Source organism: Shewanella sp. FJAT-51649, from assembly GCF_019457435.1.
Classification (GTDB): domain Bacteria; phylum Pseudomonadota; class Gammaproteobacteria; order Enterobacterales; family Shewanellaceae; genus Shewanella; species Shewanella mangrovisoli.
Genome location: NZ_CP080411.1, coordinates 206,717 through 232,584, shown reverse-complemented (window position 1 = coordinate 232,584; position 25,868 = coordinate 206,717). Strand labels below are relative to the sequence as shown.

At 47.3% G+C, this 25,868-nt stretch carries 31 protein-coding genes; all 31 read right to left on the bottom strand.

Translation table 11 applies throughout. The features are described 5' to 3' along the window. Positions 1-12: 12 nt before the first annotated feature. Entirely contained in the window at positions 13-1,353 is a 1,341-nt protein-coding gene (secY, locus tag K0H59_RS01085) for a preprotein translocase subunit SecY (RefSeq protein ID WP_011621032.1), read from the bottom strand. A gap of 7 nt (positions 1,354-1,360) precedes the next feature. Then, positions 1,361-1,795 carry a 50S ribosomal protein L15 gene (gene rplO, locus K0H59_RS01080; RefSeq protein WP_011070628.1) on the bottom strand — a complete coding sequence of 145 codons (435 nt, stop codon included), beginning with the start codon at positions 1,793-1,795 and terminating at the stop codon, positions 1,361-1,363. Positions 1,796-1,798: 3 nt separating this feature from the next. After that, a complete protein-coding gene (gene rpmD / locus K0H59_RS01075) occupies positions 1,799-1,981 on the bottom strand; it encodes a 50S ribosomal protein L30 (protein ID WP_007644440.1) in 183 nt (60 codons plus the stop codon). A gap of 6 nt (positions 1,982-1,987) precedes the next feature. Then, entirely contained in the window at positions 1,988-2,491 is a 504-nt protein-coding gene (gene rpsE, locus K0H59_RS01070) for a 30S ribosomal protein S5 (protein ID WP_007644438.1), read from the bottom strand. A 12-nt stretch (positions 2,492-2,503) separates the two neighbouring features. Next, positions 2,504-2,854, bottom strand: coding sequence for a 50S ribosomal protein L18 (gene rplR, locus K0H59_RS01065; protein ID WP_011715467.1), 351 nt, complete (start codon positions 2,852-2,854; stop codon positions 2,504-2,506). A gap of 10 nt (positions 2,855-2,864) precedes the next feature. Further along, positions 2,865-3,398, bottom strand: a complete 534-nt coding sequence (gene rplF / locus K0H59_RS01060) for a 50S ribosomal protein L6 (protein WP_011715466.1) — start codon at positions 3,396-3,398, stop codon at positions 2,865-2,867. Positions 3,399-3,408: 10 nt separating this feature from the next. Next, positions 3,409-3,801 (bottom strand): 30S ribosomal protein S8, encoded by a 393-nt coding sequence (rpsH, locus tag K0H59_RS01055; RefSeq protein WP_007644434.1) that lies wholly within the window; start codon positions 3,799-3,801, stop codon positions 3,409-3,411. Between the two features lie 24 nt (positions 3,802-3,825). Beyond that, a complete protein-coding gene (gene rpsN / locus K0H59_RS01050; RefSeq protein WP_011715465.1) occupies positions 3,826-4,131 on the bottom strand; it encodes a 30S ribosomal protein S14 in 306 nt (101 codons plus the stop codon). A gap of 10 nt (positions 4,132-4,141) precedes the next feature. Beyond that, positions 4,142-4,681 (bottom strand): 50S ribosomal protein L5, encoded by a 540-nt coding sequence (gene rplE / locus K0H59_RS01045; RefSeq protein WP_011715464.1) that lies wholly within the window; start codon positions 4,679-4,681, stop codon positions 4,142-4,144. A 12-nt stretch (positions 4,682-4,693) separates the two neighbouring features. Continuing rightward, positions 4,694-5,008, bottom strand: coding sequence for a 50S ribosomal protein L24 (rplX, locus tag K0H59_RS01040; protein WP_011070623.1), 315 nt, complete (start codon positions 5,006-5,008; stop codon positions 4,694-4,696). 11 nt (positions 5,009-5,019) lie between these two features. Beyond that, a complete protein-coding gene (gene rplN / locus K0H59_RS01035) occupies positions 5,020-5,388 on the bottom strand; it encodes a 50S ribosomal protein L14 (protein WP_011715463.1) in 369 nt (122 codons plus the stop codon). Between the two features lie 178 nt (positions 5,389-5,566). Next, a complete protein-coding gene (gene rpsQ, locus K0H59_RS01030; RefSeq protein WP_011070622.1) occupies positions 5,567-5,815 on the bottom strand; it encodes a 30S ribosomal protein S17 in 249 nt (82 codons plus the stop codon). Beyond that, positions 5,815-6,006, bottom strand: a complete 192-nt coding sequence (gene rpmC, locus K0H59_RS01025; RefSeq protein ID WP_007644429.1) for a 50S ribosomal protein L29 — start codon at positions 6,004-6,006, stop codon at positions 5,815-5,817. Before rpmC ends, rpsQ begins: the two co-directional genes overlap by 1 nt. Further along, positions 6,006-6,416 (bottom strand): 50S ribosomal protein L16, encoded by a 411-nt coding sequence (gene rplP / locus K0H59_RS01020; protein ID WP_006083593.1) that lies wholly within the window; start codon positions 6,414-6,416, stop codon positions 6,006-6,008. Before rplP ends, rpmC begins: the two co-directional genes overlap by 1 nt. Positions 6,417-6,427: 11 nt before the next feature. Next, entirely contained in the window at positions 6,428-7,120 is a 693-nt protein-coding gene (rpsC, locus tag K0H59_RS01015; protein WP_011070621.1) for a 30S ribosomal protein S3, read from the bottom strand. A 9-nt stretch (positions 7,121-7,129) separates the two neighbouring features. Beyond that, the gene (rplV, locus tag K0H59_RS01010; RefSeq protein WP_006083595.1) at positions 7,130-7,462 is read right to left on the bottom strand and encodes a 50S ribosomal protein L22; all 333 of its coding nucleotides are present in this window, start codon (positions 7,460-7,462) and stop codon (positions 7,130-7,132) included. A 15-nt stretch (positions 7,463-7,477) separates the two neighbouring features. Next, the gene (gene rpsS / locus K0H59_RS01005) at positions 7,478-7,756 is read right to left on the bottom strand and encodes a 30S ribosomal protein S19 (protein WP_006083596.1); all 279 of its coding nucleotides are present in this window, start codon (positions 7,754-7,756) and stop codon (positions 7,478-7,480) included. A 14-nt stretch (positions 7,757-7,770) separates the two neighbouring features. Further along, the gene (rplB, locus tag K0H59_RS01000) at positions 7,771-8,595 is read right to left on the bottom strand and encodes a 50S ribosomal protein L2 (protein ID WP_011621028.1); all 825 of its coding nucleotides are present in this window, start codon (positions 8,593-8,595) and stop codon (positions 7,771-7,773) included. A 16-nt stretch (positions 8,596-8,611) separates the two neighbouring features. Then, positions 8,612-8,914 (bottom strand): 50S ribosomal protein L23, encoded by a 303-nt coding sequence (gene rplW, locus K0H59_RS00995; RefSeq protein ID WP_039977607.1) that lies wholly within the window; start codon positions 8,912-8,914, stop codon positions 8,612-8,614. Next, positions 8,914-9,519, bottom strand: a complete 606-nt coding sequence (gene rplD, locus K0H59_RS00990; RefSeq protein WP_011070618.1) for a 50S ribosomal protein L4 — start codon at positions 9,517-9,519, stop codon at positions 8,914-8,916. The genes rplW and rplD overlap by 1 nt, the downstream gene beginning before the upstream one ends. A 17-nt stretch (positions 9,520-9,536) precedes the next feature. Beyond that, positions 9,537-10,175, bottom strand: coding sequence for a 50S ribosomal protein L3 (gene rplC, locus K0H59_RS00985; RefSeq protein ID WP_011070617.1), 639 nt, complete (start codon positions 10,173-10,175; stop codon positions 9,537-9,539). A gap of 27 nt (positions 10,176-10,202) precedes the next feature. Continuing rightward, positions 10,203-10,514, bottom strand: a complete 312-nt coding sequence (gene rpsJ, locus K0H59_RS00980; RefSeq protein WP_011070616.1) for a 30S ribosomal protein S10 — start codon at positions 10,512-10,514, stop codon at positions 10,203-10,205. Between the two features lie 337 nt (positions 10,515-10,851). Further along, positions 10,852-12,036 (bottom strand): elongation factor Tu, encoded by a 1,185-nt coding sequence (gene tuf, locus K0H59_RS00975; RefSeq protein ID WP_011715454.1) that lies wholly within the window; start codon positions 12,034-12,036, stop codon positions 10,852-10,854. A gap of 71 nt (positions 12,037-12,107) precedes the next feature. Further along, positions 12,108-14,204 carry an elongation factor G gene (gene fusA / locus K0H59_RS00970; RefSeq protein ID WP_086904167.1) on the bottom strand — a complete coding sequence of 699 codons (2,097 nt, stop codon included), beginning with the start codon at positions 14,202-14,204 and terminating at the stop codon, positions 12,108-12,110. Between the two features lie 78 nt (positions 14,205-14,282). Then, a complete protein-coding gene (rpsG, locus tag K0H59_RS00965; protein WP_011715460.1) occupies positions 14,283-14,753 on the bottom strand; it encodes a 30S ribosomal protein S7 in 471 nt (156 codons plus the stop codon). Positions 14,754-14,835: 82 nt separating this feature from the next. Then, positions 14,836-15,210, bottom strand: coding sequence for a 30S ribosomal protein S12 (gene rpsL / locus K0H59_RS00960; protein ID WP_011715459.1), 375 nt, complete (start codon positions 15,208-15,210; stop codon positions 14,836-14,838). Between the two features lie 179 nt (positions 15,211-15,389). Continuing rightward, on the bottom strand, positions 15,390-19,607 hold the full coding sequence (gene rpoC, locus K0H59_RS00955; RefSeq protein ID WP_220054398.1) for a DNA-directed RNA polymerase subunit beta': 4,218 nt from the start codon (positions 19,605-19,607) through the stop codon (positions 15,390-15,392). Positions 19,608-19,690: 83 nt separating this feature from the next. Next, positions 19,691-23,728: a DNA-directed RNA polymerase subunit beta gene (rpoB, locus tag K0H59_RS00950; RefSeq protein ID WP_088213139.1), complete on the bottom strand. Its 4,038-nt coding sequence runs from the start codon at positions 23,726-23,728 to the stop codon at positions 19,691-19,693. 242 nt (positions 23,729-23,970) lie between these two features. Further along, positions 23,971-24,342, bottom strand: coding sequence for a 50S ribosomal protein L7/L12 (rplL, locus tag K0H59_RS00945; RefSeq protein ID WP_011624800.1), 372 nt, complete (start codon positions 24,340-24,342; stop codon positions 23,971-23,973). 54 nt (positions 24,343-24,396) lie between these two features. Beyond that, positions 24,397-24,897: a 50S ribosomal protein L10 gene (rplJ, locus tag K0H59_RS00940; protein WP_023265431.1), complete on the bottom strand. Its 501-nt coding sequence runs from the start codon at positions 24,895-24,897 to the stop codon at positions 24,397-24,399. A gap of 266 nt (positions 24,898-25,163) precedes the next feature. Continuing rightward, entirely contained in the window at positions 25,164-25,865 is a 702-nt protein-coding gene (gene rplA, locus K0H59_RS00935; protein WP_011715456.1) for a 50S ribosomal protein L1, read from the bottom strand. Between the last annotated feature and the right edge of the window lie 3 nt (positions 25,866-25,868).

The window sequence follows — 25,868 nt, the reverse complement described above, 5'->3', positions numbered from 1 at the left end:
CCGTAAAGCTACTTAGCGACCAAAGCGATCTAAGTTCGCTTTGTTTACTAGGTTAGCTTTCTTCATCACAGACTCATACTGATGTGACATCATATGGGTCTGAACCTGAGCCATGAAGTCCATGATTACGACTACCATAATTAGTAGTGAAGTACCGCCAAAATAGAACTGTACTTTCCACGCAATTAACATGAACTCCGGAATTAAACAGATAAAGGTAATGTATAACGCGCCAGCTAATGTCAGGCGAGTCATTACTTTATCAATGTAACGCGAAGTCTGTTCTCCAGGACGGATCCCAGGGATGAATGCACCACTCTTCTTCAGGTTATCTGCTGTTTCACGTGGGTTAAATACCAACGCAGTATAGAAGAAACAGAAGAAGATAATCGCTGCTGCATACAATAATGAGTAAAGCGGTTGTCCTGGTGACACGGCCAGTGAAAAATCACTTAACCATGACATAGACTCATTTTGACCAAACCACTGAGCCAGTGTGCCTGGGAACAAAATGATGCTTGACGCAAAAATTGGAGGAATTACACCCGCCATGTTTATTTTCAGCGGCAAGTGAGTAGATTGCGCAGCGAATACCTTACGGCCTTGCTGGCGCTTAGCGTAGTTAACAACGATACGACGTTGACCACGTTCTACAAACACCACGAAATAAGTCACAGCAAAAATAATTACCGCGAGCAACAACAATACTAACACATTCAGGTCACCTTGACGCGCCTGCTCAGCCGTTTGGCCGATAGCGGAAGGTAATCCAGCAACAATACCTGCGAAAATTAAAATCGAGATACCGTTACCTATACCTCGTTCGGTAATTTGCTCACCTAGCCACATCAGGAACATGGTTCCCGTAACTAAGCTCACAACCGCAACAAAGTAGAAACCGAATCCAATGTTGACCACTAGGCCTGGGACTAAGTTTGGTAACCCTGTTGCAATACCGATCGACTGGAATGTACCCAGCACCAACGTACCCCAACGTGTGTACTGACTGATTTTTTTACGTCCAGACTCGCCTTCTTTTTTCAATTCAGCGAGTGCAGGATGCACCACAGTCAATAACTGCATGATAATCGATGCCGAAATGTACGGCATGATACCTAATGCAAAGATAGAAGCACGGGAAAGAGCACCACCCGAGAACATGTTAAACATGCCAAGGATGGTACCTTTTTGCTGAGCAAACAGCTCTGCTAATACAGCTGCGTCAATACCAGGAATTGGCACAAACGAACCGGCTCTAAAGACGATAATCGCACCAATCACGAACAGGAGGCGAGCTTTCAATTCAGAAAGTCCACCTTTCGCGCTTTTTAAATCAAGTCCTGGTTTTGCCATCGACGTATTATTCCTCGATCTTACCGCCAGCAGCTTCAATCGCTGCACGTGCACCTTTGGTTACCTTCAGACCTTTTACGGTCACTGGGCGCTCAATGGTACCTGAAAGAACGATTTTCGCAAACTGGATGTTGCGAGTAATAACGTTCGCATCTTTCAGAGCGTTTAAGTCGATAACATCACCGTTAACTTTAGCCAGTTCGAGTACACGAACTTCAGCTGTTACCATAGCGCGACGCGAGGTAAAACCAAATTTAGGTAAACGGATCTTAAGTGGCATTTGACCACCCTCGAAGCCTGGGCGTACACCGCCACCGCTACGAGATTTTTGGCCTTTGTGACCACGACCAGCAGTTTTACCTAAGCCTGAACCCATACCACGGCCTACACGCTTTGGTGCATGCTTAGCGCCTGCAGCTGGAGATAGAGTATTTAAACGCATCTATTAATCCTCCACCTTAACCATGTAGTAGACCTTGTTGATCATACCGCGAACTGAAGGAGTATCTTCTAATTCAACAGTGTGACCAATGCGACGCAGACCAAGACCAGTTAAGGTCGCACGGTGCTTTGGTAAACGACCGATAGCACTTTTAGTCTGAGTAACTTTTACAGTTTTAGTTGCCATGGTGCATTACCCCCGAATTTCGTCAACATTCAGGCCACGCTTAGCTGCGATTTGCGAAGGTGACTTCATGTGCACCAGAGCATCTACAGTTGCGCGAACGATGTTGATCGGGTTAGTAGAACCGTATGCTTTTGACAGAACGTTATGAACGCCTGCTACTTCCAATACGGCACGCATTGCGCCACCGGCGATAATACCGGTACCCTGTGATGCTGGTTGCATGTATACACGTGAACCAGTATGACGACCTTTAACTGGGTGATGCAGAGTGCCTGCATTCAACTCAACGGTCACCATGTTACGACGGGCTTTTTCCATAGCTTTTTGAATCGCTGCTGGAACTTCGCGCGCTTTACCATAGCCATAGCCGACCTTACCGTTACCATCACCCACTACTGTTAGTGCAGTGAAGCTAAAGATACGACCGCCCTTAACTACTTTAGAAACACGATTAACTGCAATTAATTTCTCTTGCAGATCGTCTTTTTGCTGAGCTTCTAATTTAGCCATTTTTATAACCCCTTAGAACTGGAGGCCAGCTTCACGAGCAGCATCTGCCAGAGCAGCTACACGACCGTGATACTTGAAACCAGAACGATCGAACGCAACAGTAGTTACGCCTTTCTCGATCGCGCGTTCAGCAATAAATTTACCTACTGCTTTAGCCGCGTCTACGTTACCGGTACTCTTCAGTTGCTCTTTAACCGCTTTTTCCACGGTTGAAGCAGCTGCCACCACCTGAGCTTCAGGATTGATCACCTGAGCATAAATGTGACGCGGTGTACGATGTACAACCAGACGGTTCACGCCCAGCTCTTGGATCTTCTTACGAGCGCGAATAGCGCGACGTAAGCGAGATGTTTTCTTATCCATATCGCGTTACCTACTTCTTCTTAGCCTCTTTACGGCGTACTTCTTCGTCGTCATAGCGAACACCCTTGCCTTTGTATGGCTCTGGTGGACGGTATCCGCGAATCTCAGCAGCGACTTGGCCAATTAACTGCTTATCAACGCCACGTAGGACGATGTCAGTTTGGCTTGGACACTCTGCAGTAACGCCTGCGGGCAGTTTGTGTACTAACGGATGAGAGAAACCTAAAGTCAGGTCAATGTCAGAACCGACGAGCTTCGCACGGTAACCAACGCCAACTAACTTTAACTTACGCTCAAAACCTTGAGATACACCAACAACCATGTTGTTTACTAATGCACGTGTGGTACCAGCCTGTGCCCAAGCGCCAACAGCGCCTTCAACAGGTAGGAACTTGATCACGCCATCTTCAATAACAACATTGACCGCATTGTTGATCACTCGAGTCAGACTTCCTTTCGCGCCTTTGACGGTCAGGGTCTGTTCGTTTAAGGTCACCTCTACGCCAGCTGGAATAGATACTGGTGCTTTTGCTACACGAGACATTCCTAGCTCCTTATGCTACGTAGCAGATAACCTCGCCACCCATGCCTGCAAGGCGGGCGGCACGATCAGTCATCAGGCCTTTAGAAGTGGACACAATTGCGACACCCAGTCCGCCCATCACTTTTGGTAACTCGTTTTTACCTTTGTAAATACGAAGACCAGGACGGCTTACGCGCTGGATAGTCTCAACGACTGGTTGGCCTTGGAAATACTTTAAAGTGATTTCCAGTTCAGGCTTGGCTTCATCTGCTACGGCGTAATCAGCGATGTAACCTTCTTCTTTAAGCAGTTTCGCGATAGCGACTTTCAGCTTAGCAGAAGGCATCTTCACAGATACTTTGTTAGCAGCTTGGCCGTTACGAATACGGGTTAACATATCCGCAATAGGATCTTGCATGCTCATATTAGCTTACTCCGTGACAAGTGCTTACCAGCTAGCCTTACGCAGGCCAGGAACTTCACCACGCATGGTTGCTTCACGTAACTTGATACGGCTTAAACCGAACTTACGCAGGAAACCATGTGGGCGACCAGTTTGATTACAACGATTGCGTTGACGCGATGCGCTGGAATCACGTGGTAGAGCTTGCAGCTTTAATACTGCGTCCCAACGGTCTTCGTCAGAAGAAGCTGGACTTGCAATAATTGCTTTCAGAGCAGCGCGCTTTTCAGCGAACTTAGCTACGAGCTGTGCACGCTTTGCTTCACGTGCTTTCATTGATGTTTTTGCCATTACGCTACCCTTATTTCTTGAATGGGAAGTTAAAAGCGTCTAACAAAGCACGACCTTCTTCGTCAGAATTCGCAGAGGTAGTGATAACAATATCCATACCGCGAATTTTATCGATTTTATCGTAATCGATTTCTGGGAAAATGATCTGCTCACGCACGCCCATTGCGTAGTTACCACGGCCGTCGAACGCTTTAGCGCTCAGACCACGGAAGTCACGAATACGTGGGATTGCGATGTCAACTAAACGCTCTAAGAATTCCCACATACGCTCACCGCGCAGGGTCACTTTACAGCCAATAGGGTAGCCTTCACGGATTTTAAAACCAGCAACTGATTTACGAGCAACAGTCACTACTGGTTTTTGACCAGCGATTGCAGTCATGTCACGAACAGCATGTTCCATAACTTTTTTGTCTGCAACGGCTTCGCCAACACCCATGTTCAGGGTGATTTTCTCAATCCGAGGGACTTGCATGACACTGGTATAACCGAACTTTTTAGTCAGTTCAGCGACAACAGTCTCTTGATATTTATCATGCAGTTTCGCCATCGTTTACTCCAGTTACTTAACGAGTTCACTGTTCGATTTAAAGAAACGAACTTTTTTGCCGTCTTCAAATCGGAAACCAACACGATCCGCCTTGCCAGTGACAGGGTTAAAGATCGCAACATTTGATGCTTGAATCGGTGCTTCTTTCTCAACAATACCACCGGCTACACCCAGTTGTGGGTTTGGCTTTTGGTGTTTCTTGACAAGATTGATGCCTTCAACAATTAACTTACCAGTAGGTAATACTTGAGCAACTTTAGCGCGTTTGCCCTTGTCTTTACCTGCTAATACGATTACTTCGTCTTGACGACGGATTTTAGCTGCCATTTTGAAGCTCCTTACAGTACTTCTGGTGCCAGCGAGACAATCTTCATGAACTGCTCAGAGCGCAATTCACGTGTCACTGGTCCAAAGATACGAGTGCCAATCGGCTGCAGGTTGTTGTTCAGAAGAACTGCTGCATTCCGATCGAAGCGAATGACAGAACCGTCTGGACGACGTACGCCTTTCTTAGTACGGACTACCACCGCGTTATACACATCACCTTTCTTCGCTTTAGCGCGAGGAATTGCTTCTTTAACAGAAACCTTGATGATGTCGCCGATACCGGCATAACGACGATGAGAGCCACCCAAGACCTTAATACACTGAACTCTGCGTGCGCCGCTGTTACATGCGACGTCAAGAGTCGATTGCATTTGGATCATTTTAAGTGCTCCGCTATCGTTACTACACAATTCCCACAATTGGGACTATAAACACCATTTTTGCTTTGAATTTAGTCAAAAATGGCGCGCAAATATAACACCATAAATATGGAATGTATAGTATTAAAAAACAAACGGCCCCAAATACTGGAGCCGTTTACCTAAATACCTAATATAATTAGGCCTTTGATACTACTTCAACCAGAGTCCAAGATTTAGTCTTAGACAGAGGACGACATTCGCGGATCGCTACTACATCGCCTTCGTTGCACTGATTAGCTTCATCGTGTGCATGGATCTTAGTCGTACGCTTAATGTACTTCCCATAGATTGGGTGTTTCACTTGGCGTTCGATAGCTACAGTAATGGTTTTATCCATTTTGTTGCTTGTCACACGACCTTGCAAAGTACGGATTTTATCAGACATTATGCACCCGCCTTAGAAGTAATAATGGTCTTAACGCGCGCAATGTTACGGCGCACTAATTTCAGTTGATGAGTCTGAGTCAACTGACCAGTGGCGTGTTGCATACGCAGGTTGAACTGCTCACGCAGCAGACCAAGTAGTTCAGCGTTCAGTTCTTCAACGCTCTTTTCTCTTAGTTCGCTCGCTTTCATTACATCACCGTCTTAGTTACGAAGGTAGTCTTAATTGGAAGCTTGGCAGCAGCTAAAGCAAACGCTTCACGAGCGATCACTTCAGAAACACCATTCATCTCATAAAGAACCTTACCAGGTTGAATCTGACATACCCAGTATTCAACGTTACCTTTACCTTTACCCATACGCACTTCAAGAGGCTTAGAGGTAATTGGTTTGTCCGGGAAAACTCGAATCCAAATTTGTCCCTGACGCTTAATGTGACGTGTCATGGCACGACGTGCAGATTCGATCTGACGAGCAGTTAAACGACCACGGCCGACTGCTTTCAGACCAAAAGTACCAAAGCTAACTTCGGTACCGTTCGCTAGACCGCGGTTGCGGCCTTTGAACATCTTGCGAAACTTCATACGTTTAGGTTGCAGCATTGCCGGCTCTCCTATTTACCACGAGGCTTGCGCTTAGGTTGCTGCTGTTTCGGCTCTTCAATCTGTGGCAGCATTCCGTCCAGAACTTCACCTTTGAAGATCCAAACTTTAATACCAATCACACCGTATTGAGTGTGACTTTCAGAGGTTGAATAGTCGATATCAGCACGCAGTGTATGCAAAGGTACACGACCTTCACGGTACCACTCAGAGCGCGCAATCTCAGCACCGCCTAAACGGCCACTAACTTCAACTTTGATACCTTGAGCACCAATACGCATTGCGTTTTGTACTGCACGCTTCATAGCGCGACGGAACATAACACGACGCTCTAATTGCTGTGCAATTGAGTCAGCAACTAACTTGGCATCTAGCTCAGGTTTACGGATCTCAGCGATGTTAATTTGAGCAGGAGTGCCAGCCAGTTTTGAAACTGCAGCACGCAATACTTCAACGTCTTCACCTTTCTTACCGATCACAACGCCTGGACGGGCAGTGTGAATAGTAACGCGGATGCTTTTCGCTGGGCGTTCGATAACAATCTTAGATACTGATGCAGCTTGCAGTTTGTCTGCAAGATACTTACGCACTTCCCAGTCGCTGTTCAGGTTATTTGCATAATCTGACTTATCTGCGTACCAGGTAGAGATCCAAGGCTTGGTGATACCCAGACGGATACCATTAGGATGTACTTTCTGTCCCATTGCTCTCTCCTAGCGATCTGATACAACCACAGTGATGTGGCTGGTACGCTTCATGATACGATCAGCGCGGCCTTTAGCACGTGGCATGATACGCTTCATAGTTGGACCCTCGTCAACGAAGACGGCGCCTACTTTTAGCTCATCAATGTCAGCGCCTTCGTTGTGTTCGGCGTTTGCGATAGCTGAGTCAAGTACTTTTTTAACCAGTACGGCGGCTTTCTTTGGGCTGAAAGTCAGAATTTCGAGGGCCTTAGCAACAGGCAAACCGCGAATTTGATCAGCAACTAGACGAGCCTTCTGCGCAGACGTACGGGCAAAACGATGTTTAGCTAAAACTTCCATCTTATTCCTCCCGTATTAACGCTTCTTCGCTTTCTTATCAGCAGCATGGCCGCGATAAGTGCGAGTTGGTGAGAATTCACCAAGTTTGTGGCCGATCATTTCGTCAGTTACGAACACAGGAACGTGCTGACGACCATTATGGACAGCGATGGTCAAACCAATCATATTTGGAATGATCATAGAGCGACGTGACCAAGTCTTAATAGGCTTCTTGTCACCTGCTTCCATCGCTTTCTCTACCTTCTTCAGCAAGTGCAGGTCAATGAAGGGACCTTTCTTGAGAGAACGTGGCATGGCGAATCCTCTTACTATTTATTACGACGACGTACGATGTACTTGTCAGTGCGCTTGTTACTACGAGTCTTATAACCCTTAGTTGGCACACCCCATGGAGTCACTGGGTGACGACCACCAGAAGTACGGCCTTCACCACCACCGTGTGGATGGTCTACCGGGTTCATTGCAACACCGCGAACTGTTGGGCGAACGCCTCTCCAGCGCTTAGCACCTGCTTTACCTAACTGGCGTAGCATGTGTTCGGCATTACCAACTTCACCAAATGTTGCGCGGCAATCAACTGGCACTTTGCGCATTTCGCCAGAGCGAAGACGTAAAGTGGCATATGCGCCATCACGAGCAACAACTTGTACATAAGCACCCGCTGAACGCGCGATCTGAGCACCTTTACCAGGCTTCATTTCTACAGCGTGCACAACAGATCCTACTGGAATGTTGCGCAGTGGCATTGCGTTACCGGTTTTGATTTCGGCTTCAACACCAGACTGGATCTTGTCGCCAGCTTGCATGCCTTTAGCAGCAAGGATGTAACGACGCTCACCATCCGCATACAGTACTAACGCGATGTGCGCAGTACGGTTTGGATCGTATTCCAGACGCTCAATTTTTGCAGGGATACCGTCTTTATCGCGTTTGAAGTCGATTAAACGGTAGTGCTGCTTGTGACCGCCACCAACGTGACGAACAGTGATACGGCCAGTGTTGTTACGGCCACCACTTTTAGATTTTTTCGCCAACAGGCCAGCAAAAGGTTTACCCTTGTGCAGGTCAGAGTTCACCACTTTAACAACGTGGCGACGACCTGGAGAGGTTGGCTTACACTTAATAACTGCCATGATAATTCTCCTTTGCTTACTCAGCGCCGCCGACGAAATCGATGTCAGCACCAGCAGCTAAAGTCACGTAGGCTTTTTTCCAATCGCTACGACGGCCAGCACGGCCACCAGTACGTTTAGTTTTGCCTTTGCTCACTAAAGTGCGAACTGATTCGACTTCAACTTCAAATAGCTTAGCAACAGCAGCTTTGATTTCAGCTTTAGTTGCATCGATAGCTACGCGGAAAACAACAGTGTTGTGCTTCTCAGCATTCACAGTGCTCTTTTCAGAGATGTGAGGTGCAAGAATTACTTTTAGCAAACGTTCTTCGCGGATCATCATGCTAGCATCTCCTCGATTTGCTTAACTGCATCAGCAGTCACAAGCACTGTGTTGAACGCGATCAGACTTACTGGGTCTAGACCTGCAACGTCACGAACGTCAACCTTGTACAGGTTGCGAGCTGCTAAGAATAAATTCTCGTCAACTTCTGAAGTCACAATTAACACGTCTTCTAAGTTCATTGCTTTCAATTTAGCTTTCAGCTCTTTAGTTTTAGGAGCTTCAACGCTGAATGATTCAACAACAACCAGACGGTCTTGACGTACCAGCTCAGACAGAATGCTTTTCAGCGCGCCGCGGTACATCTTCTTGTTAACTTTTTGGCTGTGATCTTGAGTTTTAGCAGCGAAAGTTACGCCACCGCCACGCCAGATTGGGCCCTTAACACCACCCGCACGAGCGCGGCCAGTGCCTTTTTGGCGCCATGGCTTTTTGCCAGAGCCAGTTACTTCCGCACGAGTCTTTTGAGCACGAGTGCCCTGACGTGCGTTTGCAGCGTATGCTACAACTACCTGATGAACCAGTGCCTCGTTAAAGTCACGGCCGAAGGTAGTTTCGGAAACTTCAAGAGCGCTTTGCGCGTCTTTCAATACCAATTCCATTACTATCTCCTCAGACCTTAAGCTTTAACTGCAGGCTTGATGATCAGGTCGCCGTTAGTTGCGCCCGGAACAGCACCTTTAACCAGTAGCAGGTTACGTTCAACATCTACACGTACAACGTCTAGATTTTGAGTAGTAACACGCTCGGCACCCATGTGGCCTGACATTTTCTTGCCTTTAAATACGCGACCAGGCGTTTGGTTCTGACCGATAGAACCGTTCGAACGGTGCGACAAAGAGTTACCGTGAGTCATATCTTGGGTACGGAAGTTCCAACGCTTAACGCCGCCTTGGAAGCCTTTACCTTTAGATTGACCAGTAACGTCAACTTTCGCTACATCAGCGAAGATACCTACATTTAGCTCAGCACCAACTTCAATGCCTTCGCCTTCACCGTCTGCCAGACGCAATTCCCACAGTCCACGACCGGCTTCAACACCGCTCTTGGCAAAGTGACCTGCTTCTGGTTTAGTGATGCGATTGGCTTTTTTGGTACCAGTAGTAACTTGAAGAGCACGGTAACCGTCAGTTTCTAAAGTTTTCACTTGAGTAACACGGTTGCCAGCAACTTCAATTACTGTAACAGGTATAGAAACACCATCTTCAGTGAAGATGCGAGTCATACCAACTTTACGACCAATAAGACCGATAGCCATCTCTCAAACCTCTTCTAAGGATCTCAATTAACCCAAGCTAATCTGTACGTCGACACCAGCCGCAAGATCTAAACGCATTAGAGCGTCTACAGTCTTTTCAGTTGGCTCTACGATGTCAACCAGGCGCTTGTGAGTACGTAATTCGTACTGGTCACGAGCATCTTTATTAACGTGCGGAGAGATCAAAACGGTATAACGCTCTTTGCGCGTAGGTAGTGGAATTGGACCACGTACTTGGGCGCCTGTACGCTTAGCAGTTTCAACGATTTCCGCTGTAGACTGATCAATTAAGCGATGATCAAATCCTTTTAAGCGGATACGGATTCTTTGGTTCTGCATTGACCAGAGCTCCTAAAATGGACACATAAAAAATCACCCTCTAGCTTCTTCCTTACTGGAAAAGCAGAGCGAGATGATTTAACCGTTCGACTCCCAATCGGAGCCGCTATGATAATGACAAGTTCATTGACTTATCATTTAATTCGCTAACCTAGGTTAACGAGGGGGCCATTATACTTATCTAAAATTAGATTTCAAGCCCGCTGTGTAAATAGTCATCAAAAAGACTATTCAACTTCAGAGTGGCGAGCATTTTACACAAATTTCAGAATAACACCAGCCCAAAATAAAAAAGGAAGCCGAAGCTTCCTTTTTCAGTACTATAACTAATTCGCGATTAAGCGAAAATCTTAGCTACAACACCAGCGCCTACTGTACGGCCACCTTCACGGATTGCGAAGCGTAAACCTTCGTCCATCGCGATTGGGCAGATCAGAGTCACTTTCATCTTGATGTTGTCGCCTGGCATTACCATCTCTACGCCTTCTGGCAGTTCGATAGTGCCTGTCACGTCAGTTGTACGGAAGTAGAACTGTGGACGGTAGCCTTTGAAGAATGGAGTGTGACGACCACCTTCTTCTTTTGACAGAACGTAAACTTCTGATTCAAAAGTAGTGTGTGGGTTGATTGAACCTGGCTTAGATAATACTTGGCCACGTTCTACGTCATCACGCTTAGTACCACGTAACAGGATACCACAGTTCTCACCTGCACGACCTTCGTCAAGCAGCTTACGGAACATTTCAACACCAGTACAGGTTGTCTTAGTAGTTGCACGGATACCAACGATTTCTACTTCGTCACCAACACGTACGATACCACGCTCAACACGACCTGTTACTACTGTACCACGGCCAGAGATTGAGAATACGTCTTCGATTGGCATCAGGAATGGCTTATCGATATCACGCTCTGGTTCTGGAATGTAAGAATCCAGTGCAGCGGCTAATTCGATGATCTTAGCTTCCCACTCTGGCTCGCCTTCAAGGGCTTTCAGAGCAGAACCTTGGATAACTGGTAAGTCATCACCTGGGAAGTCGTATTCTGATAACAGTTCACGTACTTCCATTTCTACTAATTCTAACAGCTCAGCATCGTCAACCATGTCACATTTGTTCATGAATACGATGATGAATGGTACGCCTACTTGGCGAGACAGCAGGATGTGCTCACGAGTTTGTGGCATTGGACCGTCAGTAGAAGCTACTACCAGGATCGCGCCGTCCATCTGTGCAGCACCAGTGATCATGTTTTTAACATAGTCAGCGTGGCCTGGGCAGTCTACGTGTGCGTAGTGGCGAGTTGGTGTATCGTATTCGATGTGAGAGGTATTGATGGTAATACCGCGCTCACGCTCTTCTGGAGCGTTATCGATTTGAGAGAAGTCTTTAGCTTCACCACCGTAGGTCTTAGCCAGTACGTGAGAGATAGCTGCAGTCAGAGTGGTTTTACCATGGTCAACGTGACCGATGGTGCCCACGTTAACGTGAGGCTTATTACGTTCAAATTTAGCTTTTGCCACGATATATTCCTTTCTTTTCAGAATAATCCTGTATCAACAGGACCATATTACATTTATGTCGTAACTTAAAATTAGCTACGAGATTCAATAATCGCTTTCGCAATGTTTTGCGGTGCATCAGTGTACTTCAAGAACTCCATGGAGTAGGAAGCACGACCCTGAGTCGCAGAACGCAAATCAGTTGCATAACCAAACATTTCAGAAAGAGGCACTACAGCATGGACTATTTTGATGCCACCGAAGCCATCATCCATACCTTCAATCAAACCACGACGACGGTTTAAATCACCAACCACATCGCCCATGTAGTTCTCAGGAGTAGTTACTTCTACTTTCATGCAAGGCTCGAGCAACACAGGATTCGCTTCTAGCGCACCCTTTTTGAAGCCCATAGAACCCGCAATTTTGAACGCCATTTCATTCGAGTCCACATCGTGATATGAACCGTCGAACAGAGTGACCTTCACGTCCAACACAGGGAAGCCGGCGAGAACACCGTTCTTCATCTGCTCTTGGATACCTTTATCAACCGCAGGAATGAATTCACGTGGAACTACACCCCCAACGATCGCGTTGATAAATTCGTAACCAGCGCCTTCTTCATTAGGCTCTAGTTTTAACCAAACATGACCGAATTGTCCACGGCCACCTGATTGGCGTACAAATTTACCTTCAGCCTCGACTGATGCGCGAATGGTTTCGCGGTAGGCCACTTGTGGCTTACCAACGTTACACTCAACACCAAATTCGCGACGCATACGGTCAACGATAATGTCTAAGTGTAACTCACCCATTCCAGAAATCAGTGTTTGTGATGATTCTTCGTCAGTCTCAACCCGGAAAGATGGATCTTCTGCTGCAAGTTTTTGCAGCGCGATACCCATTTTATCTTGGTCCGCTTTAGACTTAGGCTCAACGGCAATGGTAATTACTGGCTCAGGGAACTCCATGCGTTCCAAGATCACCTTATGATCAGGATCACAAAGTGTATCACCCGTGGTGACTTCTTTCAGACCGATAGCCGCAGCGATATCACCTGCACGTACTTCTTTCAGTTCGGTACGGTCGTTAGCGTGCATTTGCACGATACGGCCGATACGTTCACGCTTCTGTTTAACAGAGTTATAAACGCCAGAACCTGATTCGAGTACGCCAGAGTACACGCGAATAAAGGTCAAAGTGCCCACGAACGGGTCTGTAGCAATCTTAAATGCCAACGCCGCAAAGGGGGCATTGTCATCTGATGGGCGCTCAACTTCTTGCTCATCGTCATCAATGCCCTTAATTGGAGGCACATCGACAGGGGCTGGCAAGAATTCCACAACCGCATCAAGAACCGCTTGAACGCCTTTGTTCTTAAATGCAGAACCACAGGTCGCTAAAACGATTTCATTATTAATAGTACGCTGACGCAGTGCCTTTTTGATCTCGTCTTCTGACAGTGTGCCTTCTTCAAGGTACTTGTCCATCAGTTCATCCGAGGCCTCGGCTGCTGCCTCAACCAGATACTCATGCATCTCAGCCGCTTTATCGGCTAACTCTGCAGGGATCTCTTCATAAGAGAAAGTCATACCCTGGTCCGCTTCGTTCCAGTTAATGGCTTTCATCTTGATTAAGTCGATCACGCCAGTGAAGTTTTCTTCTGCGCCGATATTCAGTTGAATAGGCACACAAGTCGCTCCTAGGCGAGTTCTGATTTGCTTCACTACACGTTCAAAGTCCGCACCTGCGCGGTCCATCTTGTTGACAAACACTAAGCGTGGAACGCGGTATTTGTCAGCTTGACGCCAAACGGTTTCTGATTGAGGTTCAACACCTGAAGAACCACAGAAAACCACGACAGCGCCGTCGAGAACGCGCAAAGAACGTTCAACTTCAATAGTGAAGTCAACGTGACCAGGGGTATCGATGATATTGATGCGGTGTTCAGTGAATTGAGCATCCATACCACGCCAGAATGTAGTAACAGCAGCCGAGGTGATAGTAATACCACGCTCTTGCTCTTGTACCATCCAGTCAGTGGTCGCGGCGCCGTCATGCACCTCACCGATTTTATGAGACAAACCGGTATAGAACAGAACACGTTCTGTTGTGGTGGTTTTACCTGCGTCCACATGAGCACAAATACCGATATTACGATAACGCTCAATTGGGGTTGTACGAGCCACTATTATACCCTCTCCACCAAGACAGGTGCCTTGGCAATATCAACAACAATGGTGTGGGCCTAAGCCCACACCATCAGATTACCAACGGTAATGAGCAAAGGCCTTGTTAGCTTCAGCCATGCGGTGCACGTCTTCACGCTTCTTAACAGCAGTACCTTTGTTTTCAGACGCATCTAGCATTTCACCTGCTAGACGTAAAGCCATAGATTTTTCACCACGCTTACGAGCAGCTTCAACTAACCAGCGCATCGCCAGTGCGTTACGACGCACAGGACGAACTTCACATGGTACCTGGTAAGTAGAACCACCAACGCGACGAGATTTAACTTCGACTGATGGGCGTACGTTGTCCAGGGCTGCTTCAAGAACGTCTAAATGGTTAGCGCCTTTCTTTTCAGCGATAACATCTAGCGCCTTGTAAATGATTTTTTCTGCAGTCGACTTTTTGCCGTCTTGCATAATGACGTTGATGAACTTAGCCAGCAACTCACTGTGAAACTTTGGATCTGGTAGGATTTTACGTTGTCCTACAACGCGACGTCTTGGCATAACAATTCTCCGTATGCTTCAGGGATTTCCAAAACTGGAATTCTCAAAATAAAACTAGCTTGGCCTTACTTAACGGATTGCGTTAAGACTTAGGACGCTTAGCACCGTACTTAGAACGACCTTGGCGACGAGTGTTCACGCCAGCACAGTCTAGGGCGCCACGAACAGTGTGATAGCGCACACCTGGTAAGTCTTTAACACGACCACCACGGATTAAGATCACGCTGTGTTCCTGCAGGTTGTGGCCTTCACCGCCGATGTACGAAGTAACTTCGAAACCGTTAGTTAAGCGCACACGAGCTACTTTACGTAGTGCAGAGTTAGGTTTTTTAGGGGTAGTAGTGTACACACGTGTACATACACCACGTTTTTGTGGGCACGCGTTCAACGCAGGCACGTTAGTCTTGTCGACTTTAGGTGCGCGTGGCTTACGTACCAACTGGTTTACAGTTGCCATGTATAGCTCCGAAACAGTTGAATCAAACTCAACGATAAGGTGTGAAAAATCTATATCCCACAATGGTGGGACGCGGAATTTTAGAAAGGTAATGCCTGACTGTCAAGAAATAGCCAACTTTTGCGGCATTTTACAATAAAAAAGGCGCCATAGGCGCCTTTTTGTTACAAACTGATTACTTAATCTTGGCTACCAGCCAGGTTTAAGAGGTCTGCAAGGTTTTGTTCTGCTTCACTTGCAGTGATCTTATTCACTACAACTGGCTCGTCTTTCTTAGCACGGGCATCGTTACGGGTCTTGTGATAAGCATAACCAGTACCGGCTGGGATCAGACGGCCAACGATTACGTTCTCTTTCAGACCACGTAAGTTATCAGACTTACCACCTACGGCAGCTTCTGTCAGTACGCGAGTGGTTTCTTGGAACGATGCTGCAGAGATAAACGATTCTGTTGCCAGAGACGCTTTGGTAATACCCAGCAGTTCACGTTCGAAGGTCGCAGGCACTTTGCCTTGTTCGATCAGGTCGCGGTTAGCGATCTTCACGCGAGACACTTCAACTTGTTCGCCTTCTAAGAACTCACTGTCACCCGCAGAGGTGATCACGCACTTACGCAGCATTTGACGGATGATCACTTCGATATGCTTATCGTTGATCTTCACGCCTTGTAGACGGTATACGTCTTGTACTTCGTTCACAATGTAGTTTGCTACGTTGTGGATGCCACGTAGACGCAGAATGTCGTGCGCCGCTTCTGGACCGTCAGCAATAACTTCACCACGTTCGACTTTTTCACCTTCGAACACGTTTAAGTTACGCCATTTCGGGATCATCTCTTCGTACTGTTCACCGCCATCCGCTGGTGTAATCACCAGACGACGCTTGCCTTTGGTCTCTTTACCAAACGAGATTGTACCAGAGATTTCCGCCAGGATAGCTGGCTCTTTTGGCTTACGAGCTTCGAACAGGTCAGCAACGCGTGGTAGACCACCCGTGATGTCGCGTGTTTTAGACGATTCTTGTGGAATACGTGCTAACGCGTCACCCACGGCGATTTGCGCGTTGTCGTCGAGGTTAACGATCGCACTGCCTGGTAAGAAGTATTGTGCAGGTACTTCAGTACCTGGGATCATCAGGTCGCTACCGTCGGCACCAACCAGACGGATCATTGGGCGCATTTCTTTACCCGCTGAACCACGTTGACCCACGTCGAGGATCACGATTGAAGACAGACCAGTCAGTTCGTCTGTTTGACGAGTCATGGTCACGCCGTCGATCATGTCAACGAACTTAATACTACCCGCCACTTCAGTGATGATTGGGTGAGTATGTGGATCCCAGTTAGCGATGATATCGCCCGCTTCTACCGCAGCTTCTTCTAACTTCTCGAGCACAGTACCGTAAGGCACTTTATAACGCTCTTTCTCACGACCTAGTTCGTCGATGATCGCCAGTTCAGAAGAACGAGAAACGATAACCAGCTTGCCGTCAGTGTTAGTTACGTACTTAGCATTGTGCAGTTTCAACGAACCAGAGTTCTTCACTTGAACGTTGTTTTCTGCAGACGCTCTTGATGCCGCACCACCGATGTGGAACGTACGCATCGTTAACTGTGTACCTGGTTCACCGATTGATTGCGCCGCGACAACACCGATGGCTTCGCCGTGGTTAATCAGGTGACCACGGGCTAAGTCACGGCCATAACATGCCGCACACACACCGAAGTCGGTATCACAGGTAATTACTGAACGTACAATCACTTCGTCGATTGAGTGTTCTTCTAACTTGTCACACCATGCTTCATCGAGCAGAGTGTTACGTGGCGCAAGCACATCTTCAGTACCAGGGTACAGAACATCAACCGCAACCACACGACCCAGTACGCGTTCACGTAATGGCTCAACAACGTCACCACCTTCGATCAGCGGCTTCATTGTCAGACCTTCGTGAGTACCACAATCGTCTTCGATGACCACTAAGTCTTGAGCAACGTCAACCAGACGACGAGTCAGGTAACCCGAGTTCGCTGTCTTCAATGCGGTATCGGCAAGACCTTTACGCGCACCGTGGGTTGAGATGAAGTACTGAAGTACGTTCAGACCTTCACGGAAGTTCGCCACGATTGGGGTTTCGATGATCGAACCGTCTGGTTTCGCCATCAGACCACGCATACCCGCTAACTGACGGATCTGTGCGGCACTACCACGAGCGCCCGAGTCGGCCATCATGTAAATGCTGTTGAACGATGCTTGTTTCTCTTCAACGCCATCACGGTTAATCACTGTCTCAGTTGACAGGTTTTCCATCATCGCTTTAGAAACTTTTTCGTTCGCACTTGCCCAGATGTCGATTACTTTGTTGTAACGCTCACCCGCGGTTACCAGACCTGATTGGAACTGCTCTTGAATTTCGAGCACTTCTGCTTCAGCGTCAGCAACTAAGGTGTACTTCTCAGCTGGGATCACCATGTCGTCGATACCGACAGATGCACCAGAGATAGTGGCGTAACGGAAACCTGTGTACATCAGTTGGTCAGCGAAGATAACAGTATCTTTCAGACCTAATTGACGGTAACAAGTGTTCAATAGTTTAGAAATCTGCTTTTTGCCCATGTTCTGGTTAACCAGATCAAATGACAAACCTGCTGGCAGAATTTGTGACAGCAGAGCACGACCCACAGTTGTATTTACGATACGACGTTGCTCAGTACGCTCACCATTGTCACCGATAACGGTTTCAGTGATACGCACTTTCACGCGGGCATGCAGTTCGGCAGCGCCAGTTGCATAAGCTTTTTCAACTTCAGCAACAGACATAAAGTACATACCTTCACCACGGCCGTTGATACGCTCACGGCTGGTGTAGTACAGACCTAATACCACGTCTTGAGACGGAGTGATAACAGGCTCGCCGTTCGCAGGTGACAGGATGTTGTTGGTAGACATCATCAGGGCACGAGCTTCAAGCTGCGCTTCCAGTGTTAACGGTACGTGTACCGCCATTTGGTCACCGTCGAAGTCGGCGTTGTATGCCGCACAAACGAGTGGGTGTAACTGGATGGCTTTACCTTCAATCAGTACAGGTTCGAACGCTTGGATACCAAGTCTGTGCAGTGTTGGTGCACGGTTAAGCATCACTGGATGTTCGCGGATCACTTCATCCAGAACGTCCCAAACTTCCGCCACTTCACGCTCTACCATCTTCTTAGCAGCTTTAATGGTCGTCGCTAAGCCACGACCTTCCAGCTTGCCATAGATGAATGGCTTGAACAGTTCCAGCGCCATCTTCTTAGGAAGACCACATTGGTGCAGACGTAAAGTAGGACCTACGGTAATTACCGAACGACCTGAGTAGTCAACACGCTTACCTAACAAGTTCTGACGGAAACGACCTTGTTTACCTTTGATCATGTCGGCCAAAGATTTCAGAGGACGTTTGTTAGAACCGGTAATTGCACGACCACGACGACCGTTATCTAATAGCGCATCAACAGACTCTTGTAACATACGCTTTTCGTTGCGTACGATGATGTCCGGCGCAGCTAAATCTAACAGACGCTTCAAACGGTTGTTACGGTTGATCACGCGGCGGTACAGATCGTTCAGATCTGAAGTCGCGAAGCGGCCGCCATCGAGCGGTACCAGCGGACGTAAGTCAGGTGGTAACACAGGCAGTACTTTTAAGATCATCCACTCTGGCTTGTTGCCAGAAGTGTGGAACGCTTCCATCAACTTAAGACGCTTGGTCACTTTCTTGCGACGAGTCTCAGAGTTGATTGATGGCAGCTCTTCACGCATTTGTTCGATTTCTTTTTCGAGATCGATTGCGCGCAGCAGTTCTAATACCGCTTCAGCACCCATCTTAGCTTCGAATTCGTCACCGTATTCTTCTAATGCGTCCAGATAGTTTTCTTCTGTCAGCATTTGGCCACGCTCAAGGCTGGTCATGCCAGGCTCGATCACGACGAAAGATTCAAAATACAGTACGCGCTCGATATCACGCAGCGTCATGTCCAGCATTAAACCGATACGGGACGGCAGTGATTTCAAGAACCAAATGTGGGCAACTGGGCTAGCCAGTTCAATGTGACCCATACGCTCACGACGTACTTTAGTCTGGGTAACTTCTACGCCACACTTTTCACAGATCACACCACGGTGCTTCAAACGCTTGTACTTACCGCACAAACATTCGTAATCTTTGACCGGGCCAAAGATACGCGCACAGAACAGACCTTCACGCTCAGGCTTGAAGGTACGGTAGTTAATGGTTTCTGGCTTCTTAACTTCACCAAAAGACCAAGAACGGATCAGATCAGGCGATGCCAGACCAATTTTGATGCCGTTAAATTCTTCAGTCTTGCTTTGCTGTTTCAGAAACTTTAATAAGTCTTTCACGTTTCTCTCCTGAAGGAGTTAAACCGGGTGCTCCGCTCGCACGGAGCACCATTCTGTTGCCAAACGCGGCTAAATACCTGCGCTTATTCCTGATCCAACTCGATGTTGATACCGAGTGAACGGATCTCCTTCAGTAATACGTTGAAGGACTCTGGCATGCCAGGCTGCATCTGATGGTTACCGTCGACGATGTTCTTATACATCTGAGTACGACCGTTAACGTCATCCGATTTCACGGTGAGCATTTCTTGAAGCGTATAAGCGGCACCGTATGCTTCGAGTGCCCACACTTCCATCTCACCGAAACGCTGACCACCGAACTGAGCTTTACCGCCCAGTGGTTGTTGAGTCACTAAGCTGTACGAACCGGTAGAACGGGCGTGCATCTTATCGTCAACTAAGTGGTTCAGTTTGAGCATGTACATGTAACCTACAGTTACTGGACGCTCAAATTCGTTACCGGTACGACCATCAAATAATTTCAGCTGACCAGAGGTTGGCAAGCCTGCAAGCTCAAGCATCTGCTTGATCTCTTTCTCTTTAGCACCGTCGAAGGCTGGCGTAGCAACTGGGATACCGCCTTTCAGGTTGTTCGCTAAACGCAGTAACTCATCGTCAGTGAATGAATCGATGTCAACGCGCTGCTGCACTTCGTCACCTAATTCGTACACTTGCTTGATGTAGCTACGAACTTCTGCAAGTCCCTTCTCGCGCTGATCTTCCAGCATGGCAGCAATCTTGTTACCAATACCTTTAGCAGCAGCACCTAAGTGAACTTCAAGAACCTGACCGATGTTCATACGTGATGGAACGCCTAGCGGGTTCAATACGATGTCCACAGGGTTGCCTTGCTCGTCGTACGGCATATCTTCAATTGGGTTAATCTTAGAGATAACACCCTTGTTACCGTGACGACCCGCCATCTTGTCACCTGGTTGGATAGTACGTTTAACCGCTAAGTAAACCTTAACGATCTTCAGTACGCCTGGTGCCAAGTCATCACCTTGGGTGATCTTGCGACGTTTGATTTCAAACTTCTTATCGAAGTCTGCTTTCAGCTCTTCATGCTGTTCAGCTAATTGCTCAAGTTCAGTTTGTTTGGTTTCATCGTCAATGACCTGAACCAATACATCTTTACGTGGCAATGCTGCGATTTGTGCTTCAGTGAAACCGGCACTTAATAATAAGTTGCGCGCACGGCTCAATACGCCTTCTTCAAGGATCTTGAACTCTTCGCCTAAGTCTTTACGAGCTTGGGCAATGTGCATTTCTTCGATTTCAATGGCGCGTTTGTCTTTCTCAACGCCGTCACGGGTAAATACCTGAACGTCGATGATGGTACCTTTAACAGAGTTAGGTACACGCAGTGAGCTGTCTTTCACATCAGACGCTTTCTCACCGAAGATGGCACGCAGTAACTTCTCTTCTGGAGTCAGTTGAGTCTCGCCTTTTGGCGTCACTTTACCTACCAGAATGTCGCCGCCCTTCACTTCTGCACCAATGTAAACGATACCTGACTCGTCGAGTTTCGACAGAGCAGATTCACCTACGTTTGGAATGTCAGCAGTGATTTCTTCGCTACCCAGTTTGGTATCACGAGCGATACAAGACAGCTCTTGAATGTGGATAGTGGTGAAACGGTCTTCCTGTGCAACACGCTCAGAAATTAAGATCGAGTCTTCGAAGTTGTAACCGTTCCAAGGCATGAACGCGATACGCATGTTCTGGCCAAGGGCTAAGTCACCTAAGTCAGTAGACGGACCGTCTGCTAACACGTCACCACGAACCACTGGCTCACCAACAGAACAGCAAGGACGTTGGTTGATACAAGTGTTTTGGTTAGAACGGGTGTACTTAGTCAGGTTGTAAATGTCGATACCCGCTTCGCCTGGGCGCAGCTCGTCTTCATTTACTTTAACTACGATACGGCTCGCATCAACGTAATCGATCACACCGCCACGTTTAGCGGCGACTACTACGCCTGAGTCCACAGCTAACGTGCGCTCAATACCAGTACCGACCAGAGGCTTCTCTGATTTCAGTGTTGGTACTGCTTGACGTTGCATGTTCGCACCCATCAATGCACGGTTCGCGTCGTCGTGTTCTAAGAACGGGATCAGTGACGCAGCAACAGAAATAATCTGTTGTGGCGATACGTCCATGTATTGAATGTCAGACGCGCGCATAAAGGTAGATTCACCTTTGTGACGACATGCGATCTGCTCTTCAACCATGCGGCCTTCAGAGTCAACTTCGATGTTCGCCTGTGCAATCACATAACGACCTTCTTCAATCGCTGACAAGTATTCCACATCGTCAGTGATCACACCGTCTACCACCTTGCGGTATGGTGTTTCTAAGAAGCCGTAAGAGTTAGTACGGGCAAAGCTTGCTAATGAGTTGATCAGACCAATGTTTGGACCTTCAGGGGTCTCAATTGGACATAAACGACCATAGTGCGTTGGGTGTACGTCGCGGACTTCGAAGCCTGCACGCTCACGGGTCAAACCACCTGGGCCGAGAGCAGAAATACGACGCTTATGCGTTACTTCTGACAGCGGGTTGTTTTGGTCCATGAATTGTGACAGCTGAGAAGAACCGAAGAACTCTTTCACTGCAGCAGAAATTGGCTTAGCGTTGATTAAGTCTTGTGGCATCAGCTCGTTCAGATCGCCTAATGACAGACGTTCACGCACGGCGCGCTCAACACGGACCAGACCAACACGGAATTGGTTTTCAGCCATTTCACCCACAGAACGAATACGACGGTTACCTAAGTGGTCGATATCGTCCACTTCGTCGAAGCCGTTACGGATGTGAATGATGTTCTTCATTACTGCAACGATGTCTTCTTTAGACAGTACGCCGCTACCTTCGTCATCAGGAATGCTGAGACGACGGTTGAACTTCATACGACCTACTTTAGACAGGTCATAACGTTCTTCGCTGAAGAATAAGTTTTGGAACAGGGCTTCTGCTGCATCTTTGGTTGGTGGCTCACCAGGACGCATCATGCGGTAGATCTCAACTAACGCTTCTAAGCGGTTAGTGGTTGGATCAATACGCAGAGTGTCAGAGATGTAAGCACCGTGGTCTAGCTCGTTGATGTACAACGTGCTCAGCTCTTTGATGCCTGCCAGTGATAACTTCGCTAAGTCTTCTAAGCTGATTTCACTGTTAGCAGAAACTAATACTTCGCCCGTGTCCGGATCGATGTAATCTTGGGCTGCATATTTGCCCACGATGTACTCAACTGGTACTTCGAGTTCAGTGGTGTTGGTTTTTTCGAGTTGGCGAATATGACGTGCAGTCACGCGACGGCCCGCTTCTACCAATACAGTACCTTCAGCATCCTTGATGTCGTAGCTGGCGGTTTCGCCACGCAGACGCTCAGGTACTAAGGTCATAACCAGAGTATCTTTCTTGATCTTGAATTCAACGCGTTCGAAGAACAGGTCGAGGATCTCTTGAGTAGAGTACTCTAATGCGCGCAGAATGATGGTCGCAGGTAATTTACGGCGACGGTCAATACGTACGAACAGCGCATCTTTAGGATCGAATTCAAAGTCTAACCATGAACCACGGTAAGGAATGATACGTGCGTTATACAGCACCTTACCTGATGAGTGGGTTTTACCACGGTCGTGATCGAAGAATACGCCTGGGCTGCGGTGTAATTGAGATACGATTACACGCTCAGTACCGTTGATCACAAAGGTACCGTTGTCAGTCATCAATGGGATATCGCCCATGTAGACTTCTTGTTCTTTAATATCTTTTACAGTGCCGGCCGCTGCTTCACGATCATACAACACCATGCGTAATTTAACGCGCAGTGGAGCTGAATATGTAACACCACGGATCTGACACTCTTTCACATCAAAAACAGGCTCGCCAAGCTTATAGCTGACGTATTGCAGTTCTGAATTACCAGAAAAGCTCTTGATGGGAAAAACGCTACGGAAGGCGGCTTCTAGGCCGCGCTCACCGGTAGGATCTTGATCGGTGAACTTCTTAAAAGAGTCTAACTGAATAGACAAAAGGTAAGGAATATCCAACACCTGTGGACGCTTACCAAAGTCTTTGCGAATACGCTTCTTTTCAGAATAGGAGTAAACCATGGGTTTCCTCTGCTTGCGAGATGTGACCAAGACTGAACTTATAACATTCGTCATTAAATTCAGCACGTTTGCCCATCACCGTTGATGGCAAGAACCTAACCAGTAATCTCTGCTAGGGACTGCAAAATTTGGCGATAAACGGTGAAAAAAAATCGCCGACGAATATAGCGCAAAAAAGGCCGACGGTTAAAAAACCGCCAGCCTCCACCCAATTGGCTTGGGTGAGTAAGCTACATAATAGCTTACTTGATCTCTACTGTAGCACCAGCTTCAACCAGTTCTTTCTTCAGAGCTTCAGCTTCTTCTTTAGAAACGCCTTCTTTAACTGCTACTGGAGCAGCTTCAGACATTGCTTTAGCTTCTTTCAGGCCTAAACCAGTTGCGCCACGGATTGCTTTAATTACAGCAACTTTGTTGTCGCCGTGAGCAGTTAACATAACAGTAAATTCTGTTTGTTCTTCAGCAGCAGCACCTGCATCAGCAGCACCGCCAGCAACTACTGCAGCAGCAGCAGAAACGCCGAACTTCTCTTCCATAGCTTCGATCAGTTCAACAACTTCCATTACAGACATAGCTGCAAAGGCTTCTAAGATTTGGTCTTTAGTGATAGACATAACAAATGTTTCCTATTGTTCTGAATTCAATTTTATTAAGCAGCCAGCTTAAAATTAAGCGGCTTCTTGTTTTTGATCGCGCAGGGCGGCCAGAGTACGAACGAACTTGCCAGCAGATGCTTCTTTCATAGTCATCATTAACTGTGCCAGTGCTTCTTCGTATGTTGGCAGTTTCGCCAAACGATCAATTTCAGCTGCAGGGATGAAATTCCCTTCAAAGGCAGCGCCTTTAACTTCGAAGTTAGCTTGCTCTTTAGCAAAGTCTTTTAACAGACGAGCTGCAGCACCTGGGTGCTCGTTAGAGAAAGCAATCAAAGTTGGGCCAGTGAACGTTTCTGCTAGGCACTCAAAAGCAGTACCTTCAACAGCACGACGAGCCAGAGTGTTACGTACTACACGTACATAAACACCAGCTTCACGAGCTTTTTTACGCAGACCGGTCATAGCACCTACAGTTACACCGCGTGAATCAGCGGCTACTGCAGATAGCGCACCTTTGGCAGCTTCGTTGACTTCAGCAACAATCGCTTTTTTGTCTTCGAGTCTTAATGCCATTGGCTTTACTCCTGGATTCCACCTAGGGTATACCCCTAGTATTTACCATACTAAATACTTATGTATTTAGTGACTTACGGTGCAGATTATCCAGTAAAAAAATTTAGCTGGGGCCTGACACCGTCTACGCAGGAAATTAAGTAAACCGATAAGGAAAACACCTGCGGTCTTGGACGGAAGCCCGTTTCACGATGTTTTACACATCAAAAACAGGCTTCAACCCACAAAGTGCGCGCATTATAGACTAATGCGCGTACCTTGTAAAATTAGTTAGCTGTATCGAGAGTCGCTTGGTCGATAGCTACACCTGCACCCATAGTGGTAGAGATGCTAACTTTCTTCACGTATACACCTTTAGCAACTGCAGGCTTAGCCTTTTTCAGTGCAGAGATTAACGCTTCCAAGTTTTCTTTCAATTGAACTGGTGTGAAATCCACTTTACCGATAGTAGTGTGGATAATACCGTTCTTGTCGTTACGGTAACGAACTTGACCAGCTTTAGCGTTCTTAACTGCTTCAGCAACGTTTGGCGTTACTGTGCCAGTTTTTGGGTTAGGCATTAAACCACGAGGGCCTAAGATTTGACCTAACATACCAACAACGCGCATTGCATCTGGAGATGCGATAACTACGTCGAAGTTCATTTCACCGGCTTTGATTTGCTCAGCCAGATCATCCATACCAACGAGTTCTGCACCAGCAGCTTTTGCAGCTTCAGCATTTGCACCTTGTGTAAATACTGCAACGCGAACTTCACGACCAGTACCGTGTGGTAATACAGTAGCACCACGAACGTTTTGGTCTGATTTACGTGGGTCGATACCCAGGTTAACAGCAACGTCAACACTTTCAACGAACTTAGCAGTCGCTAATTCTTTTAACAGAGCAACAGCGTCGTTGATTTCGTATAACTTAGTACCGTCAACTTTCTCGCGGATTACGCGCATGCGTTTAGTTAGTTTTGCCATTAT

Coding starts and splice junctions, on each gene's coding strand:
- secY (WP_011621032.1), bottom strand. CDS start 1,353: ATGGCAAAACCAGGACTTGATTTAAAAAGCGCGAAAGGTGGACTTTCT.
- rplO (WP_011070628.1), bottom strand. CDS start 1,795: ATGCGTTTAAATACTCTATCTCCAGCTGCAGGCGCTAAGCATGCACCA.
- rpmD (WP_007644440.1), bottom strand. CDS start 1,981: ATGGCAACTAAAACTGTAAAAGTTACTCAGACTAAAAGTGCTATCGGT.
- rpsE (WP_007644438.1), bottom strand. CDS start 2,491: ATGGCTAAATTAGAAGCTCAGCAAAAAGACGATCTGCAAGAGAAATTA.
- rplR (WP_011715467.1), bottom strand. CDS start 2,854: ATGGATAAGAAAACATCTCGCTTACGTCGCGCTATTCGCGCTCGTAAG.
- rplF (WP_011715466.1), bottom strand. CDS start 3,398: ATGTCTCGTGTAGCAAAAGCACCAGTATCTATTCCAGCTGGCGTAGAG.
- rpsH (WP_007644434.1), bottom strand. CDS start 3,801: ATGAGCATGCAAGATCCTATTGCGGATATGTTAACCCGTATTCGTAAC.
- rpsN (WP_011715465.1), bottom strand. CDS start 4,131: ATGGCAAAAACATCAATGAAAGCACGTGAAGCAAAGCGTGCACAGCTC.
- rplE (WP_011715464.1), bottom strand. CDS start 4,681: ATGGCGAAACTGCATGATAAATATCAAGAGACTGTTGTCGCTGAACTG.
- rplX (WP_011070623.1), bottom strand. CDS start 5,008: ATGGCAGCTAAAATCCGTCGTCAAGACGAAGTAATCGTATTAGCAGGT.
- rplN (WP_011715463.1), bottom strand. CDS start 5,388: ATGATCCAAATGCAATCGACTCTTGACGTCGCATGTAACAGCGGCGCA.
- rpsQ (WP_011070622.1), bottom strand. CDS start 5,815: ATGTCTGATAAAATCCGTACTTTGCAAGGTCGTGTGACAAGCAACAAA.
- rpmC (WP_007644429.1), bottom strand. CDS start 6,006: ATGAAAGCGAGCGAACTAAGAGAAAAGAGCGTTGAAGAACTGAACGCT.
- rplP (WP_006083593.1), bottom strand. CDS start 6,416: ATGCTGCAACCTAAACGTATGAAGTTTCGCAAGATGTTCAAAGGCCGC.
- rpsC (WP_011070621.1), bottom strand. CDS start 7,120: ATGGGACAGAAAGTACATCCTAATGGTATCCGTCTGGGTATCACCAAG.
- rplV (WP_006083595.1), bottom strand. CDS start 7,462: ATGGAAGTTTTAGCTAAACATCGTTTTGCCCGTACGTCTGCGCAGAAG.
- rpsS (WP_006083596.1), bottom strand. CDS start 7,756: ATGCCACGTTCTCTCAAGAAAGGTCCCTTCATTGACCTGCACTTGCTG.
- rplB (WP_011621028.1), bottom strand. CDS start 8,595: ATGGCAGTTATTAAGTGTAAGCCAACCTCTCCAGGTCGTCGCCACGTT.
- rplW (WP_039977607.1), bottom strand. CDS start 8,914: ATGATCCGCGAAGAACGTTTGCTAAAAGTAATTCTTGCACCTCACATC.
- rplD (WP_011070618.1), bottom strand. CDS start 9,519: ATGGAATTGGTATTGAAAGACGCGCAAAGCGCTCTTGAAGTTTCCGAA.
- rplC (WP_011070617.1), bottom strand. CDS start 10,175: ATGGCTATCGGTCTTATTGGTCGTAAAGTTGGTATGACTCGCATCTTC.
- rpsJ (WP_011070616.1), bottom strand. CDS start 10,514: ATGCAGAACCAAAGAATCCGTATCCGCTTAAAAGGATTTGATCATCGC.
- rpsG (WP_011715460.1), bottom strand. CDS start 14,753: ATGCCAAGACGTCGCGTTGTAGGACAACGTAAAATCCTACCAGATCCA.
- rpsL (WP_011715459.1), bottom strand. CDS start 15,210: ATGGCAACTGTAAACCAGTTGGTACGTAAGCCACGCGCACCTAAAGTC.
- rpoB (WP_088213139.1), bottom strand. CDS start 23,728: ATGGTTTACTCCTATTCTGAAAAGAAGCGTATTCGCAAAGACTTTGGT.
- rplL (WP_011624800.1), bottom strand. CDS start 24,342: ATGTCTATCACTAAAGACCAAATCTTAGAAGCCTTTGCAGCTATGTCT.
- rplJ (WP_023265431.1), bottom strand. CDS start 24,897: ATGGCATTAAGACTCGAAGACAAAAAAGCGATTGTTGCTGAAGTCAAC.
- rplA (WP_011715456.1), bottom strand. CDS start 25,865: ATGGCAAAACTAACTAAACGCATGCGCGTAATCCGCGAGAAAGTTGAC.